General features: G+C 68.6%; 22 protein-coding genes. 20 read left to right on the top strand and 2 right to left on the bottom strand.

The genetic code is table 11. The features are described from left to right. The first annotated feature begins 225 nt into the window (after positions 1-225). The 6 genes from exaC (at position 226) to E3T61_RS02800 (ending at position 5,018) form a co-directional block, all read left to right on the top strand. Positions 226-1,749 (top strand): acetaldehyde dehydrogenase ExaC, encoded by a 1,524-nt coding sequence (gene exaC, locus E3T61_RS02825; RefSeq protein WP_134639390.1) that lies wholly within the window; start codon positions 226-228, stop codon positions 1,747-1,749. A 114-nt stretch (positions 1,750-1,863) separates the two neighbouring features. After that, a complete protein-coding gene (locus E3T61_RS02820; RefSeq protein ID WP_134639389.1) occupies positions 1,864-2,310 on the top strand; it encodes a DUF779 domain-containing protein in 447 nt (148 codons plus the stop codon). A gap of 35 nt (positions 2,311-2,345) precedes the next feature. After that, a complete protein-coding gene (aroQ, locus tag E3T61_RS02815) occupies positions 2,346-2,783 on the top strand; it encodes a type II 3-dehydroquinate dehydratase (protein WP_130179295.1) in 438 nt (145 codons plus the stop codon). 135 nt (positions 2,784-2,918) lie between these two features. Beyond that, positions 2,919-3,479, top strand: coding sequence for an elongation factor P (gene efp / locus E3T61_RS02810; RefSeq protein WP_130179294.1), 561 nt, complete (start codon positions 2,919-2,921; stop codon positions 3,477-3,479). Next, entirely contained in the window at positions 3,479-3,898 is a 420-nt protein-coding gene (gene nusB, locus E3T61_RS02805) for a transcription antitermination factor NusB (RefSeq protein WP_134639388.1), read from the top strand. Before efp ends, nusB begins: the two co-directional genes overlap by 1 nt. Before the next feature lie 91 nt (positions 3,899-3,989). Beyond that, positions 3,990-5,018, top strand: coding sequence for a DUF4190 domain-containing protein (locus E3T61_RS02800; protein ID WP_194114242.1), 1,029 nt, complete (start codon positions 3,990-3,992; stop codon positions 5,016-5,018). A gap of 21 nt (positions 5,019-5,039) precedes the next feature. On the opposite strand, the gene E3T61_RS02795 is transcribed toward E3T61_RS02800, so the two are convergent. Both E3T61_RS02795 and E3T61_RS02790 read right to left on the bottom strand, forming a co-directional pair. Further along, positions 5,040-6,317: a hypothetical protein gene (locus E3T61_RS02795; RefSeq protein ID WP_134639386.1), complete on the bottom strand. Its 1,278-nt coding sequence runs from the start codon at positions 6,315-6,317 to the stop codon at positions 5,040-5,042. A 197-nt stretch (positions 6,318-6,514) separates the two neighbouring features. Then, a complete protein-coding gene (locus E3T61_RS02790; RefSeq protein ID WP_134639385.1) occupies positions 6,515-8,239 on the bottom strand; it encodes an HNH endonuclease signature motif containing protein in 1,725 nt (574 codons plus the stop codon). 224 nt (positions 8,240-8,463) lie between these two features. Here E3T61_RS02790 and pyrR point away from each other — a divergent pair, with 224 nt between their 5' ends. The 14 genes from pyrR to E3T61_RS02720 all read left to right on the top strand — a co-directional run bounded on the left by pyrR (position 8,464) and on the right by E3T61_RS02720 (position 25,601). After that, positions 8,464-9,009, top strand: a complete 546-nt coding sequence (gene pyrR, locus E3T61_RS02785) for a bifunctional pyr operon transcriptional regulator/uracil phosphoribosyltransferase PyrR (protein WP_134639384.1) — start codon at positions 8,464-8,466, stop codon at positions 9,007-9,009. Then, positions 9,006-9,956, top strand: a complete 951-nt coding sequence (locus E3T61_RS02780; protein ID WP_134639383.1) for an aspartate carbamoyltransferase catalytic subunit — start codon at positions 9,006-9,008, stop codon at positions 9,954-9,956. The genes pyrR and E3T61_RS02780 overlap by 4 nt, the downstream gene beginning before the upstream one ends. Beyond that, positions 9,957-11,303 (top strand): dihydroorotase, encoded by a 1,347-nt coding sequence (locus E3T61_RS02775; protein WP_134639382.1) that lies wholly within the window; start codon positions 9,957-9,959, stop codon positions 11,301-11,303. Next, positions 11,296-11,856, top strand: a complete 561-nt coding sequence (locus E3T61_RS02770) for a PH-like domain-containing protein (protein WP_134639381.1) — start codon at positions 11,296-11,298, stop codon at positions 11,854-11,856. Before E3T61_RS02775 ends, E3T61_RS02770 begins: the two co-directional genes overlap by 8 nt. Before the next feature lie 3 nt (positions 11,857-11,859). Beyond that, a complete protein-coding gene (gene carA, locus E3T61_RS02765) occupies positions 11,860-13,026 on the top strand; it encodes a glutamine-hydrolyzing carbamoyl-phosphate synthase small subunit (protein WP_134639380.1) in 1,167 nt (388 codons plus the stop codon). After that, positions 13,026-16,313: a carbamoyl-phosphate synthase large subunit gene (carB, locus tag E3T61_RS02760; RefSeq protein ID WP_134639379.1), complete on the top strand. Its 3,288-nt coding sequence runs from the start codon at positions 13,026-13,028 to the stop codon at positions 16,311-16,313. The genes carA and carB overlap by 1 nt, the downstream gene beginning before the upstream one ends. Before the next feature lie 14 nt (positions 16,314-16,327). Then, positions 16,328-17,227 carry an orotidine-5'-phosphate decarboxylase gene (gene pyrF, locus E3T61_RS02755; protein WP_174776974.1) on the top strand — a complete coding sequence of 300 codons (900 nt, stop codon included), beginning with the start codon at positions 16,328-16,330 and terminating at the stop codon, positions 17,225-17,227. Next, positions 17,220-18,140, top strand: a complete 921-nt coding sequence (gene gmk / locus E3T61_RS02750; RefSeq protein ID WP_134639378.1) for a guanylate kinase — start codon at positions 17,220-17,222, stop codon at positions 18,138-18,140. Before pyrF ends, gmk begins: the two co-directional genes overlap by 8 nt. A 138-nt stretch (positions 18,141-18,278) precedes the next feature. Beyond that, positions 18,279-18,536, top strand: a complete 258-nt coding sequence (gene rpoZ / locus E3T61_RS02745; protein WP_066595628.1) for a DNA-directed RNA polymerase subunit omega — start codon at positions 18,279-18,281, stop codon at positions 18,534-18,536. Positions 18,537-18,565: 29 nt separating this feature from the next. Next, positions 18,566-19,798, top strand: a complete 1,233-nt coding sequence (gene coaBC, locus E3T61_RS02740; protein ID WP_134639377.1) for a bifunctional phosphopantothenoylcysteine decarboxylase/phosphopantothenate--cysteine ligase CoaBC — start codon at positions 18,566-18,568, stop codon at positions 19,796-19,798. 64 nt (positions 19,799-19,862) lie between these two features. After that, positions 19,863-21,056, top strand: coding sequence for a methionine adenosyltransferase (gene metK / locus E3T61_RS02735; protein WP_134639376.1), 1,194 nt, complete (start codon positions 19,863-19,865; stop codon positions 21,054-21,056). 46 nt (positions 21,057-21,102) lie between these two features. Beyond that, positions 21,103-23,241, top strand: a complete 2,139-nt coding sequence (locus E3T61_RS02730; RefSeq protein ID WP_134639375.1) for a primosomal protein N' family DNA-binding protein — start codon at positions 21,103-21,105, stop codon at positions 23,239-23,241. Then, a complete protein-coding gene (fmt, locus tag E3T61_RS02725; protein WP_134639374.1) occupies positions 23,242-24,159 on the top strand; it encodes a methionyl-tRNA formyltransferase in 918 nt (305 codons plus the stop codon). Then, the gene (locus E3T61_RS02720; protein ID WP_134639373.1) at positions 24,156-25,601 is read left to right on the top strand and encodes an RsmB/NOP family class I SAM-dependent RNA methyltransferase; all 1,446 of its coding nucleotides are present in this window, start codon (positions 24,156-24,158) and stop codon (positions 25,599-25,601) included. The genes fmt and E3T61_RS02720 overlap by 4 nt, the downstream gene beginning before the upstream one ends. The last annotated feature ends 34 nt before the right edge of the window (positions 25,602-25,635 follow it).

Genomic DNA, 25,635 nt, shown 5'->3' with positions numbered 1-25,635 from the left:
CCAACGCTAGAGAGGCCGGCCCGTGCGGGCATCCGCCCAGAGAGTGACAGGGCCAAACCGGAGGATGACCTCGCCCACGCCTCGCCCGCGCCTCGCCCGCGCCTCGCCCGGCCCCACGAAGCCCCGGGCCCACCGCAACGTTTCGCAACCTCGGTTTTCGTAGGCTCACTGCATGGACCGCGAGACCGCGGACGCCATCGACAGAGTCGTCGAACAAGGAGCGAAATGACCGTTTACGCCGCCCCGGGCACACCGGGCGCCAAAGTCACCTTCAAGTCCCGCTACGAAAACTGGATCGGAGGCGAATGGGTGCCGCCGGTGAAGGGCCAGTACTTCGAAGACATCTCCCCGGTCAACGGCAAACCGTTCACGGAGGTCGCCCGCAGCACTCACGAGGACATCGACCTGGCCCTCGACGCCGCTCACAAGGCTGCCCCGGCCTGGGGCAAGACCACGGCCACCCAACGCGCCGCCGTGCTCAACAAGATGGCGGATGTCATCGACGCCAACCTGGAACTTCTCGCGGTGGCCGAGAGCTGGGACAACGGCAAGCCGATCCGTGAGCCGTTGAACGCCGACCTGCCGCTGGCCGCGGACCACTTCAGGTACTTCGCCGCCGCCATCCGCGCGCAGGACGGTGACCACGCCGAACTCGACAATGACACCGTCTCCTACCAGTTCCACGAACCCCTGGGCGTGGTCGGCCAGATCATCCCGTGGAACTTCCCGATCCTGATGGCGGTCTGGAAGCTCGCGCCGGCCCTCGCCGCCGGGAACGCCGTCGTGCTGAAACCCGCCGAGCAGACGCCGGCGTCGATCCTGGTGTTGATCGAGCTGATCGGCGACATCCTGCCCCCGGGCGTGCTCAACATCGTGAACGGTTTCGGGATCGAGGCAGGCAAGCCGCTGGCCTCCTCGAACAGGATCCGCAAGATCGCCTTCACGGGTGAGACCACCACCGGGCGGCTGATCCTGCAGTACGCCAGCGCCAACATCATCCCGTCGACGGTGGAGCTGGGCGGCAAGAGCGCCAACATCTTCTTCGACGACGTGGCGCAGAAGGACGACAGCTACTACGACAAGGCCCAGGAGGGCTTCGTACTGTTCGCGTTCAACCAGGGCGAGGTGTGCACCTGCCCCAGCCGGGCGCTGTTGCACAAGCCCATCTACGACAGCTTCCTCGGCGGCGCGATCGAACGCACCAAGCTGGCCAAGCAGGGCAACCCGCTGGACACCGACACCCAGGTGGGTGCGCAGGCCAGCAACGACCAGCTCGAGAAGATCCTGTCCTATATCGACATCGGCAAGAAGGAGGGCGCCAAGCTTCTGCTCGGTGGTGAACAGCTCGATCTGGGCGGCGACCTGGCCGGCGGTTACTACGTGCAGCCGACGATCTTCGAGGGCCAGAACAAGATGCGCATCTTCCAGGAGGAGATTTTCGGGCCCGTCGTGGCCGTCACCAGCTTCGAGGACTACGACGACGCGATCTCCATCGCCAACGACACCCTGTACGGTCTGGGCGCCGGGGTCTGGTCGCGCAACGGCAACATCGCCTACCGGGCAGGTCGAGACCTGCACGCCGGCCGGGTCTGGGTGAACAACTACCACAACTACCCGGCCGGGGCCGCTTTCGGCGGTTACAAGAGCTCCGGCATCGGTCGCGAGAACAACAAGCTCGCCCTGGGGCACTACCAGCAGACGAAGAACATGTTGGTGTCGTACTCCGAAGACGCACTGGGCTTCTTCTAGCACCAGACAGTGCCGGCCGGGGCGGCAACCCGAAAGCCGCCCCGGCCGGCACCACCTCCGGACCTGCCGCACGTGCACGTCCATCACGTTGCATCCGTTCCCGCTGGAGGAACCATGACCGATCTCTCTACCCCGCCGCCGGACGTTCCCGTCACGGCCGCGGTCGAGGCAACCATCACCATCCCGGGGGAGACCCGCTCGCGCGTCGCCCTGACCCTCGCCACCGTCGAGCTGTTGCGGAGCCTCTGGGAGGAGCACGGCCCGCTGATGTTCCACCAGTCCGGTGGCTGTTGCGACGGGAGCTCGCCGATGTGCTTTCCGGCCGGCGAGTTCATCACGTCGGACCAGGACGTGCTGCTCGGGCGGCTCGACATCGCGCCGACGGGGGAGCCGGAACAGGTGATCGACTTCTGGATCTCGGCCGAACAGTTCGAGTACTGGAGCCACACCGCCCTGCTCATCGACACCGTCAAGGGCCGCGGCGGCGGCTTCTCGGCTGAGGCTCCGCGCGGGGTGCGGTTCATCATCCGCTCGGAGCTGATGGAGTCGTTCAGCGCCTGACGGGGCCGCGGTCCGGCCGGGCCTAGGCTGGGTGCATGCGCACAGTCCTCGTTCTGAACGGCCCGAACCTCGGACGCCTCGGCAGCCGGGAGCCCGACGTTTACGGCTCGGCCGACCTCGACGACCTGCGGGTGCTGCTCACCGATGCCGCTCCGGAGGACGTCACCGTCGACCTGCGTCAGACCGACGACGAAGCGGAGCTCATCCACTGGCTCTACGAGGCCGTGGATACGAACACGCCGGTGGTGCTCAACCCGGCCGCGTTCACGCATTACAGCTACGCGCTGCGCGACGCCGCAGCCCTGGTCACCAAGGCCGGGATCCCGCTCATCGAGGTGCACATCTCCAACCCGCACGCCAGGGAGACCTTCCGCCACACCAGCGTCGTCAGCGCCGTCGCGACCGGGGTGATCGCCGGATTTGGCTTCGACTCCTACCGACTGGCCCTTGACCACATCGTGCGTCTGGCCTGAGATTTCGGCCGGCCGAACACGCTGGCCGGGCCATCGCGCAGATGACGGAATCGATCGGGCGCGGCCTGTCGGCTACACTCGTCTGAGGCCTTTGGCCGCGCACCTTCCCAATTGAATCGAACGGAACACCTCTTCATGGCATCTACCGCCGACATTAGAAATGGCGTCGTCCTCAACATCGACAAGCAGCTGTGGGCCGTCATCGAATTCCAGCACGTCAAGCCCGGCAAGGGCGGGGCGTTCGTGCGCACCAAGCTGAAGAACGTCGTCACGGGCAAGACCGTCGACCGCACCTTCAACGCCGGCGCGAAGATCGAGACCGAGAACGTCGATCGCCGCGACTTCCAGTACCTCTACGCGGATGGCGACTCCTACGTCTTCATGGACGTCTCCGACTACGACCAGCTCACGGTGTCTTCCGCCGTCGTCGGCGATGCCGCCAACTTCATGCTGGAGAACCAGGCCGTGACCGTGGCCCTGCACGACGGAAACCCGCTCTACGTCGAGCTGCCGGCATCCGTCGTCCTTGAGATCACCTACACCGAGCCGGGCCTGCAGGGCGACCGCTCCACCGGCGGCACCAAGCCCGCGACCGTCGAAACCGGGTACCAGATCCAGGTGCCGCTGTTCCTCGAGCAGGGCACCAAGGTCAAGGTCGACACCCGCAACGGTGACTACCTCGGCCGCGTCAACTAGTGAGCGCCCGTACCAAGGCGCGCAAACGCGCCATCGATATCCTGTACGCCGCTGATATCCGCCAGACCACGATCCCAGAGTCGCTGGCCATGGAGGCCGAACGCGCCGCCAACGAACCGGCCCGCATGGTGTCCTGGTTGTACGCGCGTGACATCGTCGACGGGGTCGTCGACCACCGCGAAGAGATCGACGAACTGATCGAGACGTATTCGCAGGGCTGGACGCTTTCCAGGATGCCCACGATCGACCGTGCCATCCTGCGCATCGGCATCTGGGAGATCCTGTACAACGACGCCGTGCCGCACGCCGTCGCGATCGACGAGGCCGTCGAGGCCGCCAAGGTGCTCTCGACGGATGACTCCGCCGGGTTCGTCAACGGGCTGCTCGGCCGGATCGCCCAGACGGCGCCATCCGCCTGAGCCCGCGGTACCAGCAGTATCGGCTTCGGCCGTAGGCAGGCCGGACCGGGTGCATCCGCCCCGGTCCGGATCGACGAGGGGGAGCAGCACCATGACGGAACGCACCGACGACAGCACCGGGGCACCGGACACTGCAGGACCGGAAGCTGGAGCAGCAGGCGACCAGCAGACCGCGTCGTACGCCACCCCTCCCGCGCCGGCTCCCTACCAAGTCCTCCCCGCGCCGTACGCCGGGCAGGTGGGCGGGCCCTACGCTCCGCGCACCAACACCCTCGCGATCGTCTCGCTGGTGACCGGTTTCTGCTGTTCCATCGCCGCCGTGATCACCGGGCACATCGCTCTGGGCCAGATCAGGCGCACCGGCGAGGCCGGCAGGGGACTGGCCATAACCGGCCTGGTTCTGGGCTATGTGAGCCTGGGGTTCGCTGCGCTGTTGCTCGTGATCCTGCTGTTCTTCACGGCGGCATTCGGCGCGATCCTCACCGGCGTCGCGAATTCGGCCTCCTCGATGGGTTCTGGTGAACCACCGGTCCTGGAAGACGCGACCGGCCAGACCGGCGCCGCGTACCTGGACGACGGCTACCTCCAGGTGGGGAACGGAGCCGCCGTTGTCGATCTCTACATCGACCCTATGTGCCCCTACTGCGGCCAGTTCGACATCGCCAACGGCGACAGCCTCGCTGCCATGGTCGACGAGGGAACCATCACCCTCCGCCTGCACTCGCTCACCTTCCTGGACCAGGCGTCGCAGGGCTCCGAGTACTCCACCAGGGCCTCCGCCGCGCTGACCTGCGAGGCGGCGATCAACCCGGACTCCACCCTCGACTACCTGGCCGCGCTGTTCCTGAACCAGCCGGCAGAGGGCACCACCGGTCTCAGCAACGACGAGCTCGTGGCCCTGTCCAGCGGCAGCGCGCCGATCGCCGATTGTGTCGCCAGCGAGCGCTACCAGGACTGGTCGCAGCAGAACACCGATGCCGCCCTGTCCGGCCCCATCCCCGGCGCCGACATCACTTCGATCCAGGGCACTCCCACTGTCCTGGTCAACGGCAGCCAGTACGGCGGCCCCATCAACGACCCGCAGGCGCTGGTTGAATTCATTCGCGGCGCGACTGCTTAGCGGCCGCTCAGGAGGCCGGTTTCAGGTCGTCAGGGTGATGCTCGGAACGATTCCTGCGATCGACGCCCAGAGTTTCACATCGTCCCCGGGCCGCGGCAGATACTGCGTCCCGGAGCGGTCCCGGCATTCGAAGGAAATCTGCGCTTCCAGGGCGACGCCGATCGCGTAGGTCCGCGAGCCGCGCAATTGCAGGGTGACCGAGAGGTCGGCGAACGCATGACGCTGTGAACTGATCGCCGAACCGCCCTTACCGGTCTCGTCGAAGGCGAACAGGGTACGAGACCCGAACGGGCTCAGCAGTTCCCAGGCCCCGGTGACCGGGTCGATCTCCCACCCGGCGACATACGCCGTGCCCCGGTAGGAGAACGCCGCGAAGCCGATCGGTCCGGCGGGCAGGAACCACCAACGGCTTTCGGCCACCAGGTCCACTTCGGCCGTCACCGTGACGGATGAGAGACTGGCCCTGGGCACGAGCGTCACTCCGGTTCCCGCGAAGCCGATGTAGCCGGCATCCATCGCCGATGCATTCACCCAGCTGAACAGCTGTCCGGTCTTCTCCGACGCGTCGCTGCCATCCGGCTGCCCGTCATGGCCGTTCGTCCACCGGTACCGATAGCGATGATCGTCCGGAGCCGGTGTGCTCCAGTAGGCGCGGTAGTCGGCATCGGCGGGGATGTAGAGATTGTCCGGCCACGTGACGACGAACGGTGAACGCGGCCGGAAGTAGTTCGCGAACAGGGCTTCGCGATACTTCCTGACTCCGACCAAGGCGCGATCGCGATCGCCCGTGCTGAGTTCGATCTCCTGATGCACCGCCTCGATCTCTCGCCTGCGCACGAAGCTGATCGGGCCGGCAGGTGCGCCGATCTCGGACTCGACATCGGAGGGCTGGCGGGGCTCCGGCCTGGCCGTCGAGGCTTCCTCGGTGGCTTCGCGGCGGTTCTGCCGATGGGTGCCGACGGGCTCGTGCCCGGGGAGGGGGAGGGACGCCACGACGTCGCCCGCCGGTTCTGGCGGGCCGGCCGGATCTGCCGGGTTAGCTGGTGGGTCTTCGGGAGTGTCCTGTGGCTCGTCCCTTGCGCCGTCCTGGGGCGGGTCAACTGGCAGGTCAGCTTGCGGTTCCGCGGGTGGGATCCCAGGCAGATCCTCTGGCGGGTGGGCGTTCCGAGCACGTGGTCTCCCTGGTACGTCCTCGAAGGTCTGGCCGCTCCTGCCTTTCGAGTGCTCGGTCTCACCGGGACCCCCGCTGGCACCGGGACGCTCGTGCTCGTCGGGACGGTCCATGTCGGCGGGGCCCATCAGATCACCTCCTGGCACCATGGCGTGCGGCATTCCAGATCGCTGAGTTGTGTCGCAATGCAGGGTAATCAAGCCGAGCCGGTTTCGCGAGGTGCGCACCGCCCCACAAGGGGTCAGATCCGATGGGTTCGATCGTGTGAGTTGAGTCGCGTGAGTTGGAATGCGTGGATGAGGACGGATGAATTAGGACGGATGGGTTAGAACGGCGGGTTGTCGGGCACCGGTGGTGTCGGTGTCCGGGTCGGCCGGTGCCGGGGCCGCATCAGGTAGCTTTCCTCCGCGGGTCGTTTCCGGGTTTTCGGGCCTACCACTGGTGGTTGTGGTCGGGGTGGTCCCATGGGGTTGGCCGGGTCGGTGCGGTAGCTGCGTTTGCCCGGGGAGGTCCAGAGCAGGATGCCGCCGGGTTTTTGGGTGACCTGCCAGTGTGAGAGGTGTTTGAGTCGGTGGTGGGGTTCGCAGAGGTGGGCGAGGTTGTCGCAGTTGGTCTTGCCGCCGCCGGCCCAGGGGTCGGTGTGGTCGACGTCGGACTTCACTGCGGGCCGGGAGCAGCTGGGGAAGCGGCAGGTTTCGTCGCGTACCCGCAGCCACTTTTTCATGGCTTTGGTGTTCTTGTGCTGGGTTTTGCCCAGCGAGAGTACGACTCCGGTTTCGGGGTGGGTGAGCAGCCGGGTGAAGCTGGGTGCGTGTCCGGCGATCTGCCGGGCGATCTCGGGGGAGATGGGCCCGTAGCCTTCGAGGGTGGCGGGTTCCTCGTCCAGGCCGAGGAGTGTGAGCACGGGCACGGTGATCATTACCTTGCCGCGGATTCCGGCGCCCATGCCGTCGGGGGTGATGCCGTCCAGGAGCAGGGCGCGGGTGATGTCGGCGCGGAGTTGGTCGAGGGTGCGCTTCTGCTCCTCATCATCCATGTTCGAGTCGGCATGTGATGCCGGCTCGGTGCGCGCCGACGTGGGGTCGCCGAGCTTCTTCAGTCTCCCCGCCATGGTGTTGATCCGGTCGTAGGCGGCTTTGGTGTCGTGGGCGGTGCCGTACCAGTGCAACCAGCCCATCCCGTCCGGGGCGGCTTCCCACCGGCTGTGGCGTTCGGCGAGGGCGTTGGTGGTGCGGGTCACGATGGATTCCGGGTGCAGTCTTTCCCGGAGCCGGCGGGCTCTGTCTGTGAATCGGGCGACCGGGAGTCGTTTCGCGTCCGGCAGGACTTTGTCTTCGAAGGCGTCTTGGTCTTCGGCGGGCAGGGTGCGCATCTGGTCGATGAGCACGGTGGCGTGCCGGTAGCTGATCTCCCCGCTGGAGAGCGCCTCGAACGTCGCGGGGGCCGACAGGAGCCAGAGGGACTGCTCCATCAGGTGTTCCACCGTGCGTTCGTGCATCCGCAGCAGGCACGCGGTCTCGCTCACGATGGTGCGCCGGGCCACCTCCCGGTCCTCCCACCGACCATACGCGGCCGCGCGGGCCTGGTCCTCGGTCAGGGTGGCCGCGTTCAGGTCGGCCAGCCGGATGCTTTCCGGGTCGCCGTGCAGCCGGGAGGACACTTGCGGGTCCTCGCTCCAGCACTGCAGCTCCACGAGGAACTCGGCCTGCCGGGCCTGCGCGTGCGCGATGGCCCGGGCCTCGGCCGCGATCAGCTCGGTGCGGCGGGCCAGCTCCGTGCAGACCAACTCGTCCAAGGCTGGATTGGGAACATAGGCCTCACGATCAGCGGGTTCAGTCGGGCCGGGTCCAGTCGGGTCGGGTTCGGTCGAGCCTGGTCCGGTCGAGCCGGATTCAGGCGGGGCAGTCTCGGCCGGCTGGGCCGAGGCGGCCGGCATCGACCGAGATTCGGTGGGGGAGACGGCGGGCGGGGTGTTGCCAGGTGGAGCGGACTCCGGAGAGTAATGGTCATCATCCGGAGCGGGCGGTACTGCCTGGTCGGGGTCACTCATAATGAGATGGTCTCACCCACCCTCACTGCCGCCGCCCGCCCCCACACCCCACCCGACGCATCCGCGAACCGTGAGAAAAGCACACAAAATCGCGAAAACATGGGGCTTAACTCACAGTTCGCGAGGGGGAGGCGCGGGCGGGGGCAGGCGCGAGGATGCTAGGGTCTAGGGGTACCTAAGACCTACTTTAAGAGCCGTCCTGTGAGACGGGAAAGGAGGTTGGTTTGACAGAGCGCACCGTGCTCACCCAGGCTGACATCACCCGAGCGTTGACTCGGATCTCCCACGAGATCCTGGAGTCCAATCGAGGAGCGGAGAACCTGGTCATTCTGGGCATCCCCACCAGGGGAGTGGCCCTCGCCCAGCGCATCGCCGAGATCATCCAGCGCATCGAACCGGCCTCCGGCGCCGTGCGTGTCGGATCCCTCGACGTGACGATGTACCGCGACGACCTCGCGCACACCCGCACCCGCACCCCGTCGCCCACCCAGGTGCCTGGCAGTATCGACGGCGCAACGGTGGTGCTCGTCGACGACGTGCTCTACTCCGGCCGCACCATCCGCGCCGCCCTGGACGCCCTCGGAGACCACGGCCGGCCCAGCGTCGTGCGTCTGGCCGTACTGGTGGACCGGGGCCACCGCGAACTGCCCATCCGGGCCGACTTCGTGGGCAAGAACCTCCCCAGTGCATCCCACGAACGCATCAATGTGCACGTCACAGAGGTGGACGGCGACGAGTTCGTCAGCATTGAGGGAGGGGTAGAAGAATGAGGCACCTGCTCTCCACCAAGTCGCTCAACCGCGACGACGCCGTCACCCTGCTCGACATCGCCGAAGACATGGCGGATGTGGCCAACCGTGAGGTCAAGAAGCTCCCGACGCTGCGCGGCAAGACCGTGGTGAACCTGTTCTTCGAGGACTCCACCCGCACCCGCATCTCCTTCGAGGCCGCCGCCAAGCGGCTCAGCGCCGACGTGATCAACTTCAGCGCCAAGGGCTCCAGCGTGTCCAAGGGCGAGAGCCTGAAAGACACCGCGCAGACCCTCGCCGCGATGGGCGCAGACGGCGTCGTCATCCGCCACCCCGCCTCGGGCGCCCCGCAGGTGCTGGCCGGCAGCGGCTGGATCGACGCCGGCATCATCAACGCCGGCGACGGCACCCACGAACACCCCACCCAGGCCCTGCTCGACGCGTTCACCATCCGGCGCCGCCTGCACGGCCCGGCGTCCCGCGGCCGCGGCCTCGACGGCGTCACGGTCACCATCGTCGGCGACATCCTGCACTCGAGGGTGGCCCGCTCCAACCTGTGGCTGCTGAACACGCTGGGCGCGCAGGTGACCTTCATCGCCCCGCCCACCCTGGTGCCCGCCGACACCTCGGCCTGGCCGGCCACCATCGGCTACGACCTGGACGCCGCCATCGACGCCGGCCCCGACGTGGTCATGATGCTGCGCATCCAGGCCGAACGGATGAACGCGGCGTTCTTCCCGAACAGCCGCGAATACTCCCGCCGCTGGGGCCTGGACGACGAGCGCTTCGCCCGGCTCTCGTCGCATAGCATTGTCATGCACCCCGGACCGATGAATCGCGGCCTGGAGATCTCCTCCGCCGCGGCCGACTCTGAACGGTCCACCGTGCGCGAACAGGTCGCAAACGGGGTCAGCGTGCGCATGGCGGCGTTGTACCTGCTGTTATCGGGCGACCGAGAGGATCACTGAATGTCGAGCGAACGTTACCTTGTGCGCGGAGCGCAGCTGAGCAACGGAACCACCACCGACCTGCTGCTGGACGGCGGTCGCATCTCCGAGATGGGCACTGGGCTCTCCGACGCGGGCGCCACCGTGATCGACGCCGACGGCCTGATCGCCCTCCCCGGCCTGGTCGACCTGCACACGCACCTGCGCGAACCCGGTTACGAACAGAGCGAAACCGTGCTCACCGGCAGCCAGGCCGCCGCGATCGGCGGCTTCACCACGGTGTTCGCCATGGCCAACACCTCGCCGGTGCAGGACACCGCCGGTGTCGTCGAGCAGGTGCTCGCGCTGGGGGAGAGCGCCGGGTACGTCACCGTGCAACCGATCGGTGCCGTCACCGTGGGCCTGGCCGGCGAGCGGCTCGCCGAACTCGGCGCCATGGCCGCCAGCCGCGCCAACGTGCGGGTCTTCTCCGACGACGGCTTCTGCGTCTCCGACCCGCTGCTGATGCGCCGGGCGCTCGAGTACGTCAAGGCCTTCGACGGCGTGGTCGCCCAGCACTCCCAGGAACCGCGCCTCACCGTGGGCGCCCAGATGAACGAGGGCGCGCTTTCCAGCGAACTCGGCCTCACCGGCTGGCCGGCCGTCGCCGAGGAATCGATCATCGCCAGGGACGTGTTGCTGGCCGAGCACGTGGGCTCCCGGCTGCACGTCTGCCACGTCTCCACCGCCGGAGCCGTCGACGTGGTGCGCTGGGCCAAGGCCCGGGGTATCAACGTCACCGCCGAGGTCACCCCGCACCACCTGCTGCTCACCGAGGAACTGGTCGCCGGCTACGACGCCCGCTACAAGGTGAACCCGCCGCTCCGCCGCCGCGAAGACGTCGAGGCGCTGCGCCAGGGTCTGGCCGACGGCACCATCGACATCATCGCCACCGACCATGCCCCGCACCCGGTGGAGTCCAAGGACTGCGAATGGGACGCCGCCGCCAACGGCATGGTCGGCCTCGAATCGGCCCTGTCGGTGGCCCACGCCGCCGTGGTCGAGACCGGATTCCTGGACTGGAACGATCTTGTCCGAGTCCTCTCCACCACCCCGGCCCGTATCGGGCGCATCCAGGGCCAGGGCCAGCAGCTCACCGTCGGCGCGCCCGCCGAACTGACCCTCTACGACCCCAGCGCCCGGCGCGTGTTCGGCCGGCAGAACCTGATCGGCAAGGGCGTCAACTCGCCCTACCTGGAGATGACCCTTCCCGGTCAGGTGCTGGCCACCTTCCACCGGGGCTACGCCACGGTGCTCGACGGCGTGCTGCGCACCCCGGCCGAGATCGGAGCCGCCCGGGCGGCCCTGGCACTGGGCAGCCATGAGTAGCCGCACGGTCGCGACGATCATCACGGCCCTGGTCCTGCTGACCGTTCTGGCCCTGATGCTGCGCTCCTGGCGCCGGCGCAGCAAACGGGATGCCGCGCTGCCCGCCGGCTACCCGCAGCCCGCCGACCTCGGACGCGAGCTGGCCTCGGCCGCAGCCCTGTACGTGGCCACCACGCCGCGCGACACGCCGCTGGAGCGGCTGAACATCCCCGGGCTCGGCTTCCGCGCCCGCGGCGGTGTCTCCGTCTTCGAGCGGGGCGTGCTGCTCGAACTGGCCGGCTCGCCCACCCTGTTCATCCCCACGGATGCCGTGCAGGTCGTGGCAGACGCCACCGTGGCCATCGACCGGGTCGTCGAACCCGGCGGCCTGTTGCGGCTCGGCTGGGGACTGAACACCACCCCAACAGACGCCCCGGCGCACAACGTCCCAGAGGGCGTGGACAGCTACTTCCGCTTCAGCGACCCCGTCGATCGCCGGGCGATCACCGAGGCGATCAGTTCCACCAGAGCACCTGGCAAGACAGAATTCGGCACCGAAGAAAGTGAGGTGTAGCCCGTGAGCTACCCAACAACCACACCGGCTCCGGCCGTACTCGTCCTCGAAGACGGCAGCCGATACGTTGGACGTGCCTACGGCAGCCACGGCCAGACCCTCGGCGAGATCGTCTTCGCCACCGGCATGACCGGCTACCAGGAGACGCTCACCGACCCGTCCTACGCGGGCCAGATCGTCCTGATGACGGCGCCGCACATCGGCAACACCGGCGCCAACGACGAGGACATGGAATCCTCCCGCATCTGGGTCTCCGGCTTCGTCGTGCGCGAACCCGCCCGGGTGCCGTCCAACTTCAGGTCCCAGCGCACCCTCGACGCCGATCTGGAATCCAACGGCGTCGTCGGCATCAGCGGCATCGACACCCGGGCCATCACCCGGCACATCCGCTCGCTCGGCGCCATGCGCAGCGGCATCTTCTCCGGCGAGGACTACCACCTCTCCGAGGGCGAACAGCTCGCCCTGGTGCAGGGCGGTGCCAGCATGCGCGGCCGTAACCTGTCCGACGAGGTCTCCACCGTCGAGCCGTACTCGCTGCCCGCCCAGGGCGAGCGCATCGGTTCCGTCGCCGTGCTCGACCTCGGCGTGAAGACGTCCACCCTCAACTACCTCGCCGAGCGCGGGTTCGAGGTCTTCGTCCTGCCGCAGTCGGTCACCGCGGAGCACGTGCTGTCGCTGAACCCGTCGGCGCTCTTCTTCTCGAACGGACCCGGCGACCCCGCCGCCTCCGACGCCCACGTCACCCTCCTGCAGGAGGTGCTGCGCGCCGGTGTGCCGTACTTCGGCATCTGCTTCGGCAACCAGCTGCTGGGCCGCGCCCTCGGCTTCGGCACCTACAAGCTGCCCTTCGGCCACCGCGGCATCAACCAGCCGGTGTTGGACAAGGCCACCGGCCGGGTGGAGATCACCTCGCAGAACCACGGCTTCGCCGTCGACATGCCCATCGAGGGCATCAGCGAGTCCAAGACCGGGTTCGGCCGCGTCGAGGTCAGCCACTACAGCCTCAACGACCAGGTCGTCGAGGGCATCCGATGCCTGGACATCCCGGCCTTCTCGGTGCAGTACCACCCGGAGTCCGCGGCCGGCCCGCACGACGCCAACTATCTTTTCGACAGGTTCAGGGATGTGGTTGTCGCGCACGCGGCGGCCGGAGCAGGAGACGCCAAGTAATGCCCAAGCGCGACGATATCAACAGCGTCCTCGTCATCGGAAGCGGCCCGATCGTGATCGGCCAGGCGTGCGAGTTCGACTACTCGGGCACCCAGGCCTGCCGGGTCCTCCGAGAAGAGGGCGTCCGGGTGATCCTGGTCAACTCCAACCCGGCCACCATCATGACCGACCCCGACTTCGCGGATGCGACGTACATCGAGCCGATCACCCCGGAGATCCTCGAGACCATCATCGCCAAGGAGCGCCCGGACGCGATCCTGCCGACCCTGGGCGGCCAGACGGCTCTCAACGCGGCCATCGCCCTGCACGAACGCGGCATCCTCACCAAGTACAACGTGGAGCTGATCGGCGCCAAGTTCGAGGCCATCCAGAAGGGTGAAGACCGCCAGATCTTCAAGCAGCTGGTGCTCGACGCCGGCGCTGACGTGGCCAAGTCGTACATCGCCCACACGGTGGAGGAGGCCGTCGGCTTCGCCGAGGACCTCGGCTACCCCCTCGTGGTGCGCCCGTCGTTCACCATGGGCGGCCTGGGTTCCGGTTTCGCCTACACCGAAGCCGAGCTCCGCCGCATCGTCGGCGACGGCCTGCACCAGAGCCCGACCACCGAGGTGCTCCTGGAGGAGTCGATCCTGGGCTGGAAGGAATTCGAGCTCGAGATGATGCGCGACACCGCCGACAACACGGTGGTCGTCTGCTCGATCGAGAATGTCGACCCGGTCGGCGTGCACACCGGCGACTCGATCACCGTCGCTCCCGCACTCACCCTCACCGACCGCGAGTACCAGAAGCTGCGCGATATCGGCATCGACATCATCCGCGCCGTCGGCGTCGACACCGGTGGCTGCAACATCCAGTTCGCCATCGACCCGGCCAACGGTCGCATCATCGTCATCGAGATGAACCCGCGGGTGTCCCGCTCGTCCGCCCTGGCCAGCAAGGCCACCGGCTTCCCGATCGCCAAGATCGCCGCGAAACTGGCCCTCGGCTACCGCCTGGACGAGATCCCCAACGACATCACCGGCGTCACCCCGGCCAGCTTCGAGCCCACCCTGGACTACGTCGTGGTCAAGGTGCCCCGGTTCGCGTTCGAGAAGTTCCCCAAGGCCGATGCCCGCCTGACCACCACCATGAAGTCGGTCGGCGAGGCCATGGCCATCGGCCGCAACTACGCCTCCGCCCTGCAGAAGGCGCTCCGCTCGCTCGAGAAGCGCGGCTCCTCCTTCCACTGGGGCGCCGAGACCCGCTCCGTCGAGGAACTGCTGAGAGTCGCCGAGATCCCCACCGACGGGCGCATCGTCACCGTGCAGCAGGCGCTCCGCAAGGGCGCCACCATCGAGCAGCTCTTCGAAGCCACGAAGATCGACCCCTGGTTCCTCGACCAGATCGTGCTCATCAACGAGATCGCCGACGCCGTCGCCGCCTCGGATACCCTGGACACCGAGATCCTGCGCACCGCGAAGGACCACGGCTTCTCCGACGCCCAGATCGGCGAGCTCCGTGGCTTCGGCGAAGCGGATGTGCGGAAGGTCCGGCACATCCTCGGAGTGCGACCGGTCTTCAAGACCGTCGACACCTGCGCCGGCGAGTTCCCCGCCCTCACCCCGTACCACTACTCGAGCTACGACCAGGAGACCGAGGTCGTGCCGTCGGACCGCAAGAAGGTCGTCATCCTCGGCTCCGGGCCCAACCGCATCGGCCAGGGCGTCGAGTTCGACTACTCCTGCGTACACGCCTCGTTCGCCCTGTCAGAGGCCGGCTACGAGACCATCATGATCAACTGCAACCCCGAGACGGTCTCCACCGACTACGACACCAGCGACCGGCTCTACTTCGAACCGCTGACCCTGGAAGACGTGCTGGAGATCATCCACGCCGAAAGCCAGAGCGGCGAGCTCGTCGGCGTGGTCGTGCAGCTCGGCGGCCAGACCGCGCTGGGCCTGGCCAAGGGCCTCGAGGCCGAGGGCATCCCGATCCTGGGCACCTCGCCCACCGCGATCGACCTGGCCGAGGAACGCGGGCTGTTCAGCGGCATCCTCGCAGACGCCGGCCTGCTCGCTCCGCGGAACGGCGTGGCCATCGACTACAGCGGCGCCGTCGTCGTCGCCGAGGAGATCGGCTACCCGGTACTCGTGCGACCCAGCTACGTGCTCGGCGGCCGCGGCATGGAGATCATCTACGACAGCGCCAGCCTGGCCGACTACTTCACCCGCATGCAGGGCCAGGGCATCATCGGGCCGTCGCACCCGCTGCTGGTGGACCGGTTCCTCGACGACGCCATCGAAATCGACGTGGACGCCATCTACGACGGCCACGAGCTCTACATCGGCGGCGTCATGGAGCACATCGAGGAGGCCGGTGTGCACTCCGGCGACTCGAGCTGCACCCTGCCGCCCGTGACCCTGGGCCGGGCCGAGATCGACCGCGTGCGCGACGCCACCCTCGCCATCGCCCAGGGCATCGGCGTGCGCGGCCTGCTCAACGTGCAGTTCGCCATCGGCGCCGGTGTGCTCTACGTGCTCGAGGCCAACCCGCGCGCGTCCCGCACCGTGCCGTTCGTGGCCAAGGCCCTCGGCATCACCCTCGCCAAGGCCGCATCGCTGATCATGGTCGGCACCACCATCGCCGAACTCAAGGCCGACGGCAAGCTGCCGCTCATCGACGGCTCCAGGGTTCCGATGGACTCGCCGGTCGCCGTCAAGGAAGCCGTGCTGCCCTTCAACAGGTTCCGCACCCAGGAAGGCCTCATCGTCGACTCGGTGCTCGGCCCGGAGATGCGCTCCACCGGCGAGGTCATGGGCATCGACCGGGACTTCCCGCGGGCGTTCGCGAAGAGCCAGCTCGCCGCATACGGCGGAATCCCGCTCACCGGCACCGTCTTCGTGTCGGTCTCCGACCGGGACAAGCGCGCCGTGATCCTGCCGATGCTGCGCCTCTCACAGCTGGGCTACACGATCATGGCCACCGAGGGAACCGCCGAAGTTTTGCAGCGAAACGGAATCGGGGCCACAGTGGTGGCAAAGTTCAGCGAAAAGGCCGATGAGTCCGTGGACACCGTCGTCGACCTGATCCGCCGCGAGGAGGTGCAGATCGTGATCAACACACCCAACGGTCGCTCCGCCAGGGCGGATGGCTACGAGATCCGCGCCGCGGCCGTCGCCGGCGACCTGCCCCTGTTCACCACCATCGCCGAACTCTCCGCCGCCGTGGCATCGATCGACTCGATCCGCACCGGCTTCGAGGTCACCAGCCTGCAGGAGTATGCGACGAAACGGGCGGCCGCACTGTGACGTCGGCCGGCGCAGTGACTCCAGCCGAATCGGTCGGCACGACCGCGACCTTCGGCGAACGCCTGCACGGCGCCTTCGACCGATTCGGCAGGCTCTGCGTCGGCATCGACCCGCACGCCTGGCTGCTGACCGACTGGAACCTGCCGGACAGCGCCGCCGGCGCCGAGAACTTCGGCCGCCGCGTCGTCGAGGCGTCCGCTGGCCTGGCGGGCATCGTGAAGCCGCAGGTGGCGTTCTACGAGCGGTTCGGCTCGGCCGGCTACCTGGCACTCGAACGGGTGCTCAGCGACGCACGCGCCGCCGGGCTGCTGGTCATCGCCGACGTCAAGCGCGGAGACCTGGGGACGAGTGTCGAGGCGTACGGTCAGGCCTGGCTGAGCCCAGGCTCGCCGTTGGAGGTCGACGCCATCACCGTGAACGCGTACATGGGAGTCGGTTCCCTCGCGAGCACCATTGCGCTGGCCGATGCCGAGAACAAGGGACTGTTCCTGCTCGCCGCGACGTCCAATCCGGAAGCCGCCGCGCTGCAGCAGGCCGTTGTCGCGCGGGGGACTCACGCCGGCCGGACCGTCGCCGGATCGGTGCTTGCACAGGTCGACGCCATCAACGCCGACCACGCGGCCGCACGCTCCGCCGGCACGTTCGGCTCCGTCGGCGTGGTGCTGGGCGCGACGGTTTCCCTGGCCGACTTCGGCATCGACATCCACGCCCCGGCCGCCGCTATCGTCACTCCAGTCCTCGCCCCCGGCTTCGGCCATCAGGGCGCGAATCCCACCGATCTGGCGAGTTTGTTTGGCGGATACGCGCAAGGCGTTATCGTGAGTGAATCGCGCAGCGTTTTATCCGCCGGTCCCGACCGGGTGGCCGATGAGATAAACCGCCGAGTAACCGAAGCTGGAGCGACCCGTGGCTGACAATCGCCCTACCCCACCCGACGTCGACCGCGTCGCGGCCTCCCGCGCCGCCGTAGCGGCCCGACGAGCCCGCGCCGCAGTGAAGGCACAGGTCGCGGCCGGTGAGCGCACGTCGCTCGACGTGCTCGCCGCCGCCGTGAAGGACCCGAACGGAGTCGAGGGACGCCTGCGCGTGACCGAGCTCCTTGTGAGCATTCCGGCCATCGGGGTGACCAAGATGCAGCGCATCATGACCCGGCTGGAGATCTCACCGTCCAAGCGTCTGGGCGGCCTCGGCAAGCACCAGCGCGACCGGCTGCGGGACTTCCTCGCCGCCCGCCCGCCTGCCCGCCGCGGTGCCCCCGACTCCGGGCTCGTCGTCCTCGCCGGGCCGACCGCCGTGGGCAAGGGCACCGTCGCGGCGTACATCCGCGAGCACCACCCCGAGGTGCACCTGTCGGTCTCCGCCACCACCCGTGCGCCCCGCGCCGGCGAGGTTGAGGGCGTCAGCTACTACTTCGTCGACGACACAGAGTTCGATCGGATGATCGAAGCCGGCGACCTGCTCGAGTACGCCACCGTGCACAATGCCTACCGCTACGGAACCCCCCGGGGCCCGGTCGAGGCGGCCATCGCTGACGGCAACAGCGTGCTCCTGGAGATCGATATCCAGGGTGCGCGCGCCGTGCGGCGCGCTATGCCGGAGGCCCGGCTGGTATTCCTGCTGCCGCCCAGCTGGGACGAACTCGTACGCCGGCTGATCGGCCGGGGCACAGAGGATTCCGCCGAACAGAGCCGCAGACTCGAGACCGCGAAGCTCGAATTGGCCGCTCAGGGCGAGTTCGATTACCGTGTCGTGAACACCGACGTGGCCGAAGCAGCCGAAGAAGTCGTAGACTTGATGCAGATTCGCAAGACAGCGACGCCGTCGTAGCGCCCGCCGTACTTGAATTTCCGCGTCGAATAGACGCATCATCGCGGTAAAGCCTGAAGTTTCCGGCCATGGGAACCACCGGCATGACACCGCGCAGCCCGTACATTTTGCTTGAACTGCATGAAGGAGTGTGACAGCGTGCCCAACAAGCCCACTGGCATCATTGACCCGCCCATCGACGACCTGCTGACCAAGGTCGATTCCAAGTACGCCCTGGTGATCTTCGCGTCCAAGCGCGCCCGCCAGATCAACGACTACTACGCAGACCTGCACGAAGGCAGCCTGTTCGACAACGTCGGACCGCTCGTCGACTCGACCGTCGACGACAAGCCGCTTTCCGTGGCACTTCGCGAAATCAACGAGGACAAGCTGACCTCGAAGCCCATCGTCGAATAACTCGACGCAGCCCTTCATAAGCGCGCACGATGTCGACTGGTCGCACGATCGTCGTCGGGATAACCGGCGGCATCGCTGCCTATAAGGCCGTCAATGTTGTGCGCGCTTTTGTATTGCTCGGCTGGGACGTCCACGTGGTTGCCACGGCAGCAGCACTCCGGTTCGTCGGCAAGCCGACGCTGGAGGCGATCTCCCGCAACCCGGTGAACACCGACCTCTACGAGGGTGTTGCCGAGGTGCGGCACGTGGCCATCGGCCAGTCCGCCGACCTCATCGTGATCGCGCCAGCCACGGCGAACAGCATCGCCAGGATCGCGCTCGGCCTGGCCGACGACCTGCTCGGCAACACCATCCTGGCCAGCACCGCTCCGCTTGTGATCGCACCCGCCATGCACACCGAGATGTGGCAGAACCCCGCGACCGTGGCCAACATCGCCACCCTCCGGGGCCGTGGCGTGACCATCGTCGGACCGGGAATCGGCCGTCTGACCGGTTCCGATTCCGGTCCTGGACGTATGGAGGAACCCGACACGATCGTCGAGGCCGGCCTCGCCGCACTGGCCGCCCGCGACGCGGAGCGGTCCCCAGGGCAGGACCTGGCCGGGCGGCAGGTGCTGATCAGCGCCGGCGGCACCCGCGAACCGCTCGACCCTGTGCGCTTCCTCGGCAACCGCTCAAGCGGGCGTCAGGGCGTCGCCCTCGCCGAGGCCGCCCGCTCCCGCGGAGCCACGGTGACTCTGGTCGCCGCGCACCTCGAGGTCGCCGTACCCGACGGTGTCACCGTGCTGAACGTGAGCAGCACCGTGGAGTTGCAGCAGACCATGCGCGAAGCCGCCGCAACGGCCGACATCGTGATCATGGCCGCCGCGGTCGCGGACTACCGCCCGGCGGCGGTGCAGGCCGGCAAGATCAAGAAGGATGTCGCGGGGGACCGTCTGTCGCTCGAGCTGGTGCGCAACCCCGACGTGCTCGCTGGCCTGGTCGAGGAACGACGCCAGGGTCAGGTCATCGTGGGCTTCGCCGCCGAGACCGAACCGGACGAGACCCTGCGCCGGGAGCTCGGCCGCACCAAGGTGCAACGCAAAGGCTCAGACCTCCTGGTGCTCAACCGGGTCGGCTGGACCCAGGGCTTTGCCACCGAACGTAACGAGATCGAAGTGCTCGACCGCGCCGGAGATATAGTGATGGAGGCCTCCGGAACGAAGTTGTCGGTGGCCCACCGTATCCTCGACAGCATCCTCCAGGTCGTTTCCCCCGCCTGAACGTGCAGACCGGGAGTACCCCGTCAACCGCAGCACCTTGAACACAGAATTGAGACGTGCCCCGATGAGCGATCTTCGCCTCTTCACCTCGGAGTCGGTCACCGAAGGCCACCCGGACAAGATCTGCGACCAGATCTCCGACAGCATCCTCGACGCGCTCCTCACCGAGGACCCGCACAGCCGCGTGGCCGTGGAGACCCTGGTCACCACCGGTCTCGTGCACGTGGCAGGCGAGGTCACCACCGCGGGCTACGTCGAGATCCCCTCGATCGTGCGAAAGTGCATCACCGACATCGGCTACGACTCGTCCGACGTGTGGTTCGACGGCCGCTCCTGCGGTGTCGAGATCTCCATCGGCGGCCAGTCACCCGATATCGCCCAGGGGGTCGACGACGCCTTCGAAAGTCGCGAGCAGGACAGCCTGGACGACTACGACCGCCAGGGCGCCGGCGACCAGGGCATCATGTTCGGCTACGCCACCCGCGAAACCCCCGAACTCATGCCGATCCCGATCTGGATCGCGCACCGCATGGCCGAACGCCTGGCCGAGGTACGAAAGTCCGGCGAGCTGGACTACCTGCGCCCGGACGGCAAGACCCAGGTCACCATCGGGTACGACGGCATCGTGCCGCGCACTGTCGAGACCGTGGTGCTCTCCACCCAGCACGCCCCCTCCGTCACGACGGCGAAGCTGCGCGCCGACATCGCCGAACTCGTCATCCGTCCGGTACTCGAGCGGGTCGACCTCGACGCGTCCTCACTGCGCACCCTGGTGAACCCGACCGGCCGGTTCGAGATCGGCGGCCCCCAGGGCGACGCCGGGCTCACCGGCCGCAAGATCATCATCGACACCTACGGCGGATCCAGCCGGCACGGAGGCGGTGCGTTCAGCGGCAAGGACCCGTCCAAGGTGGATCGCTCCGCCGCCTACGCGATGCGCTGGGTTGCCAAGAACGCCGTCGCGGCCGGACTGGCCGAAAGACTCGAAATCCAGGTGGCCTACGCCATCGGGACCGCCTCACCGGTCGGCCTGTACGTGGAGACCTTCGGCACCGGCGCCATCCCGGAGAAGGACATCACCGCCGCGATCCGCGAGGTGTTCGACCTGCGCCCCGCGGCCATCATCAAAGACCTCGACCTGCTGCGCCCGATCTACGCCCAGACGGCCGCCTACGGCCACTTCGGTCGCGAGCTGCCCGACTTCACCTGGGAGCGACTCGACCGGGTCGACGACCTGAGAAGCGCAGCGGGATTCTGAACCGTACCGACCCGACCGCACAGACTCTGAGCCAGGGAGGCCGCCGATGACTCGCACCGGCCTCATCGCGCGGGTGCTGATCGACTCACCCCTGCCCCAGCTGGACCACCTGTTCGACTACGCCATTCCCGACGACCTCGCGCACCTCGCCCAGCCGGGTGTGCGGGTTCGGGTGCCGTTGCGCTCGGCGAACCGGGTGGCCGACGGATACCTGATCGAACTGATCGACCCGCAGCAGGCGTCCGATGCCGCGGCCGGCCCCGACGCTGCGGCGACCCTGGATGGGACCGGCCCGGACACCGGGTACAGCGGCAAGCTGAGCCCGGTCGACTCGATCGTGTCGGCGGTTCCGGTGCTCACCGAGCCGGTCTGGCAGCTGGCCAGACGACTGGCCGACCGGGCAGCCGGCAACGCGAGCGACATCATCCGCCTCGCGGTGCCGCCGCGGGCCGTGCGAGTCGAGAAGGCCTGGCTAGCGGCCCGCACCGCCGCCGATGCCGCCGCGGTGAATCCGACGGCCCCGGGTGCCGCCGACCGGCTCGCCGAACCCGGCTTCGCCGAATACCCGGCGCAGACCCTCGGGACGATCGTCGCCGACCGGCTACGGGTCTGCGTCGCCGCGGTGCCCGGCGTCGTGCGCCTGCCCGGGCTCGGCGGGCCCGCCGACGCCAGCGCGACGACCGCGGCGGCAGCCGGCGGTCCCACCGTCGGAAGCTGGGCGCTCACCGTGGCCGAACTCGCCGTGTCCGCGCTCCGTCAGGGCAAGAGCAGCATCCTGCTGGTGCCCGACTATCGCGACCAGGACCAGCTGCAGGCGGCCCTGGCCGTACTGGTGCCCGCGGACGACGTGGTGCGGGTCGACGCCCGGCAAAGCAACCCCGACCGGTACCGCGGGTTCCTGACCCTTCTGGAGGACACCCCGCGCATCATCCTGGGCAACCGCTCCGCCGTCTACGCGCCGGCCCACGAGCTCGGCCTGATCGTGCTCTGGGACGACGGCGACCCGCTCTACGGTGAACAGCTCAGCCCCTACGTGCACGCCAGGGACGCCGCCCTGATCCGTCGTGAAGCCGCCGACTGCGCCCTGGTCTTCATCGGGCACTCCCGCAGCGTCGAGACCGAACGCCTGGTCGAGATCGGCTGGCTGCATGCCGTGCACCCCATCCGCGATGCTCATCCCAGGATCATCCCCACCACCTTCCAGGCCGAGCCGGATGCGCAGGCCAGGGCCGCCCGCATCCCCTCGGCCGCCTGGCTGGCCGCGAAGGAGGCCGTGCGCACCGGACCGGTCCTCGTGCAGGTCGCCAGCCCCGGCTACGCGCCCATGCTCGCCTGCCGCTCCTGCGGCCAATCCGCCCGGTGTACCCAGTGTCAGGGACCGCTCGCCCTCGCCTCCGCCACCGCCACCCCGGCCTGCCGCTGGTGCGGTCACCTCGCCGCCGGCTGGCGCTGCTCACACTGCGAGGCAGCCGTGTTCCGCGTCGTGACCGTCGGGACCGGCCGTACCGCGGAGGAACTCGGCCGGGCCTTCCCCGGCTCCAGGGTGATCGTCGCCGACGGCGAGCACACCGTGCAGACGCTCGGCCCCGAGCCGGCCCTCGTGATCGCCACGCGCGGCGCCGAGCCGATACCCCGCAACGGCTACAGCGCCATCCTGCTGCTCGACGGCGAGCGGATGCTGGCCCGCGAGTCGCTGCGGGTCGGCGAGGACTGCCTGCGCTGGTGGGCGAACGCCGCCGCGCTGGCCGCACCCGGCGCCCCCGTCATGCTCGTCGGAGTCGGCGGGGCCCTCGCCCACGCCCTGAACACCTGGCAGCCTGGCCCGTACGCCGCCGCCGAACTCGCCGACCGCCGCGCGCTGCGCTTCCCGCCTGCGGTGCGGGTCGCCTCGGTGACCGGCACCAGCGCCGAGGTCGAAACAGCCATCGCATCGCTGACCGACCTGGCCGGTCTCGACGTGCTCGGACCGGTCAGCCACGACCCGGCCGCCCCCGGCCAGAAGGCCGGCGGCCCCGCGCTGGTGCGCGCCATCGTGAGGTTCGGCTACCCGCTCGGCGACGAGGTCGCCCGCACCCTCAAGGCCGCCATCGTGCGGAACGCCGCCACCAGACGCAAGCCCAAGGGCGCCGCGTTCCGTCCTGCACCTACACTCAGAGTACGATTCGACGACCCGGAGCTGCTGTAAATGAAACTCGTCTTCGCCGGGACCCCGCCGGTCGCCGTGCCCAGCCTGACCCTCCTGGCCGCCTCGGGGCACGAGATCGCCGCGGTGGTCACCCGCACCGATGCCGCCCTCGGCCGGAAACGGGTACTGACCCCGTCGCCGGTCGCCGCCGCCGCCGAGAAGCTCGGCCTGCCCGTGATCAAGGCCAACCGGCTCGATGAGGTGACGACCGAGAGCATCACCGCGCTGGACGCAGATCTCGGCGTCATCGTGGCCTACGGCGGCCTCGTGCGCGAGCCGCTGCTCTCCGCACCACGCCTGGGCTGGATCAACCTGCACTTCTCGCTGCTGCCACGCTGGCGCGGCGCCGCTCCCGTGCAGCGTGCGATCATGGCCGGCGACACCGAGACCGGAGCCGCCGTGTTCCAACTCGTCGCGGAACTGGACGCGGGCTCCGTGTTCGCCCAACTCAGCACGCCCATCGGCCGGCACGCCACCGCCGGAACCCTGCTGGAGAGCCTGAGCCGGAGCGGAGCGGCCCTGCTGCTCGACGTGGTGAACGGGCTGGCCGCAGGCACCGCCCACGCCGTGCCGCAGACCGGCGACGTCACCTTGGCTCCCAAGCTCACCCTCGACGACGCGCGCATCGACTGGAGCCTGCCCGCGGAGAGCGTGCACGCGGTGGTGCGCGGCGTCACGCCCGAACCCGGAGCGTTCACCGAGATCGACGGCGCCAGGCTCAAACTCCACGATGTGGCGCCCGCTCACGGCCACCCTGCCCTAGCGGCCGGACACATCACCGAAATCGACAAGAGGGTTCTGGTCGGCACCGGCACGGAGCCCCTGGAACTCATCAACGTACAACCGGCAGGAAAAACCCCCATGAAGGCAATCGACTGGTGGCGCGGAGTAGCAGCAACCGAGGTGATCGCATCATGAGCGGACCAGAGCAGAACGCAGCAGGCAGGTCCAGGGCGCCCCGTCAGGGCCCCCGCACGGACAGCCGGCCGAGCTACATGGTGCAGCCCGCCCGCCGGGTCGCCTACGAGGTCATCGCGGCGGTCCGCGAATCCGACGCCTACGCCAACCTGCTGCTGCCCACCCGCATCCAGCGCGCCGCGCTGAACACCGCGGATGCCGCCCTGGCCACCGAGCTCACCTACGGCACCCTGCGCATGCAGGGCTTCTACGACAGGGTCATCGCCGAAGCGGCCGGCCGGCCGGTCACGGCCATCGACCCGGCCATCCTCGACGTGCTCAGGCTCGGCGCGCACCAGCTGCTGGCCACGCGTGTGGCCACCCACGCCGCCGTCAACGAATCCGTCGAATTGGCCCGTCAGGTGGGCTCCCGGTCCGCGACAGGCTTCACCAACGGCCTGCTCCGTGCCATCGCCCGGGTCAGCGCCGACGAGTGGCGTGAACGCATCCTCGCCGACACCAGCACGCCCGACGACGCCCTCGCCGCGCTGTACTCCCACCCGGTCTGGGTGGTGCGGGCGTTCCGGCAGTCCCTGCGCCAGGAAGGCCGGGAAAGCGAACTCGAGGAGCTCCTCGCCGCCGACAACGCCGCACCACGGGTGAACATGGTGGCCCTGCCCGGGCTGGCCGACGCCACCGCGGAGCTCGGCGATCCCAACGACTTCTCTCCGACAGGCTTCGTGCTGGCCGGGGGAGACCCGCACCACCTGATGAAGCAGAGCGACGGCCGCCTGCGCGTGCAGGACGAGGGTTCGCAGCTCGCCGCCCTCGCCCTCAGCCGCGCCAGACCGATCGCCGAGGGGGAGCGCTGGCTCGACCTCTGCGCCGGCCCCGGCGGCAAGGCGGCCCTGCTCGCCGCTGAAGCCCTGAACGGCGGCGCGACCCTGGTCGCCAACGAGGTCGTGCCCGCCAGGGCCCAATTGGTGCGCGCCGCACTGGCCGCCGTCCCGGCCGACGTGCCGGTCTGGGAGATGGACGGCACCTGGGTCGGCGAGGACCAGCCGGAGGCCTTCGACCGGATCCTGCTCGACGCCCCGTGCACGGGACTCGGTGCGCTGCGCCGCCGCCCCGAGGCACGCTGGCGGAAGCAGCCCAAGGACGTCGCCGAGCTCTCCGACCTGCAGTCCGCGCTGATCCATGCCGCGCTCGGCGCCCTGAAGCCCGGCGGTATCCTCGCCTACGTCACCTGTTCCCCGCACATCGCTGAAACCCGGGGGATCGTGGCCACGGCCCGCAAGGCCTGGGGCGACAAGGTGGCGCCGCTGGACACCGCGGCGGTGCTGCAAGACCTGGCCGTGCATCCGCTCGACCTGGCCGGCGACCCCGGCAGCGTGCAGCTGTGGCCGCACCGGCACGGCACCGACGCCATGTTCATCACCCTGCTGCAGCGGCAGGCCGACTGAACCTGCCTCGGGGCCGTGGCGGCCGTTCGGTAGG

The sequence above is a fragment of the Cryobacterium lactosi genome (assembly GCF_004403945.1).
GTDB classification, from domain to species: domain Bacteria; phylum Actinomycetota; class Actinomycetes; order Actinomycetales; family Microbacteriaceae; genus Cryobacterium; species Cryobacterium lactosi.
This window is presented reverse-complemented; position numbering and strand designations above follow the sequence as displayed.

Bases quoted from the DNA above. Each gene is read 5' to 3' on its own strand.
- exaC (WP_134639390.1), top strand. From the start codon at position 226: ATGACCGTTTACGCCGCCCCGGGCACACCGGGCGCCAAAGTCACCTTC.
- E3T61_RS02820 (WP_134639389.1), top strand. From the start codon at position 1,864: ATGACCGATCTCTCTACCCCGCCGCCGGACGTTCCCGTCACGGCCGCG.
- aroQ (WP_130179295.1), top strand. From the start codon at position 2,346: ATGCGCACAGTCCTCGTTCTGAACGGCCCGAACCTCGGACGCCTCGGC.
- efp (WP_130179294.1), top strand. From the start codon at position 2,919: ATGGCATCTACCGCCGACATTAGAAATGGCGTCGTCCTCAACATCGAC.
- E3T61_RS02800 (WP_194114242.1), top strand. From the start codon at position 3,990: ATGACGGAACGCACCGACGACAGCACCGGGGCACCGGACACTGCAGGA.
- E3T61_RS02795 (WP_134639386.1), bottom strand. From the start codon at position 6,317: ATGGGCCCCGCCGACATGGACCGTCCCGACGAGCACGAGCGTCCCGGT.
- E3T61_RS02790 (WP_134639385.1), bottom strand. From the start codon at position 8,239: ATGAGTGACCCCGACCAGGCAGTACCGCCCGCTCCGGATGATGACCAT.
- E3T61_RS02780 (WP_134639383.1), top strand. From the start codon at position 9,006: ATGAGGCACCTGCTCTCCACCAAGTCGCTCAACCGCGACGACGCCGTC.
- E3T61_RS02775 (WP_134639382.1), top strand. From the start codon at position 9,957: ATGTCGAGCGAACGTTACCTTGTGCGCGGAGCGCAGCTGAGCAACGGA.
- E3T61_RS02770 (WP_134639381.1), top strand. From the start codon at position 11,296: ATGAGTAGCCGCACGGTCGCGACGATCATCACGGCCCTGGTCCTGCTG.
- carB (WP_134639379.1), top strand. From the start codon at position 13,026: ATGCCCAAGCGCGACGATATCAACAGCGTCCTCGTCATCGGAAGCGGC.
- coaBC (WP_134639377.1), top strand. From the start codon at position 18,566: ATGTCGACTGGTCGCACGATCGTCGTCGGGATAACCGGCGGCATCGCT.
- metK (WP_134639376.1), top strand. From the start codon at position 19,863: ATGAGCGATCTTCGCCTCTTCACCTCGGAGTCGGTCACCGAAGGCCAC.
- E3T61_RS02730 (WP_134639375.1), top strand. From the start codon at position 21,103: ATGACTCGCACCGGCCTCATCGCGCGGGTGCTGATCGACTCACCCCTG.
- fmt (WP_134639374.1), top strand. From the start codon at position 23,242: ATGAAACTCGTCTTCGCCGGGACCCCGCCGGTCGCCGTGCCCAGCCTG.
- E3T61_RS02720 (WP_134639373.1), top strand. From the start codon at position 24,156: ATGAGCGGACCAGAGCAGAACGCAGCAGGCAGGTCCAGGGCGCCCCGT.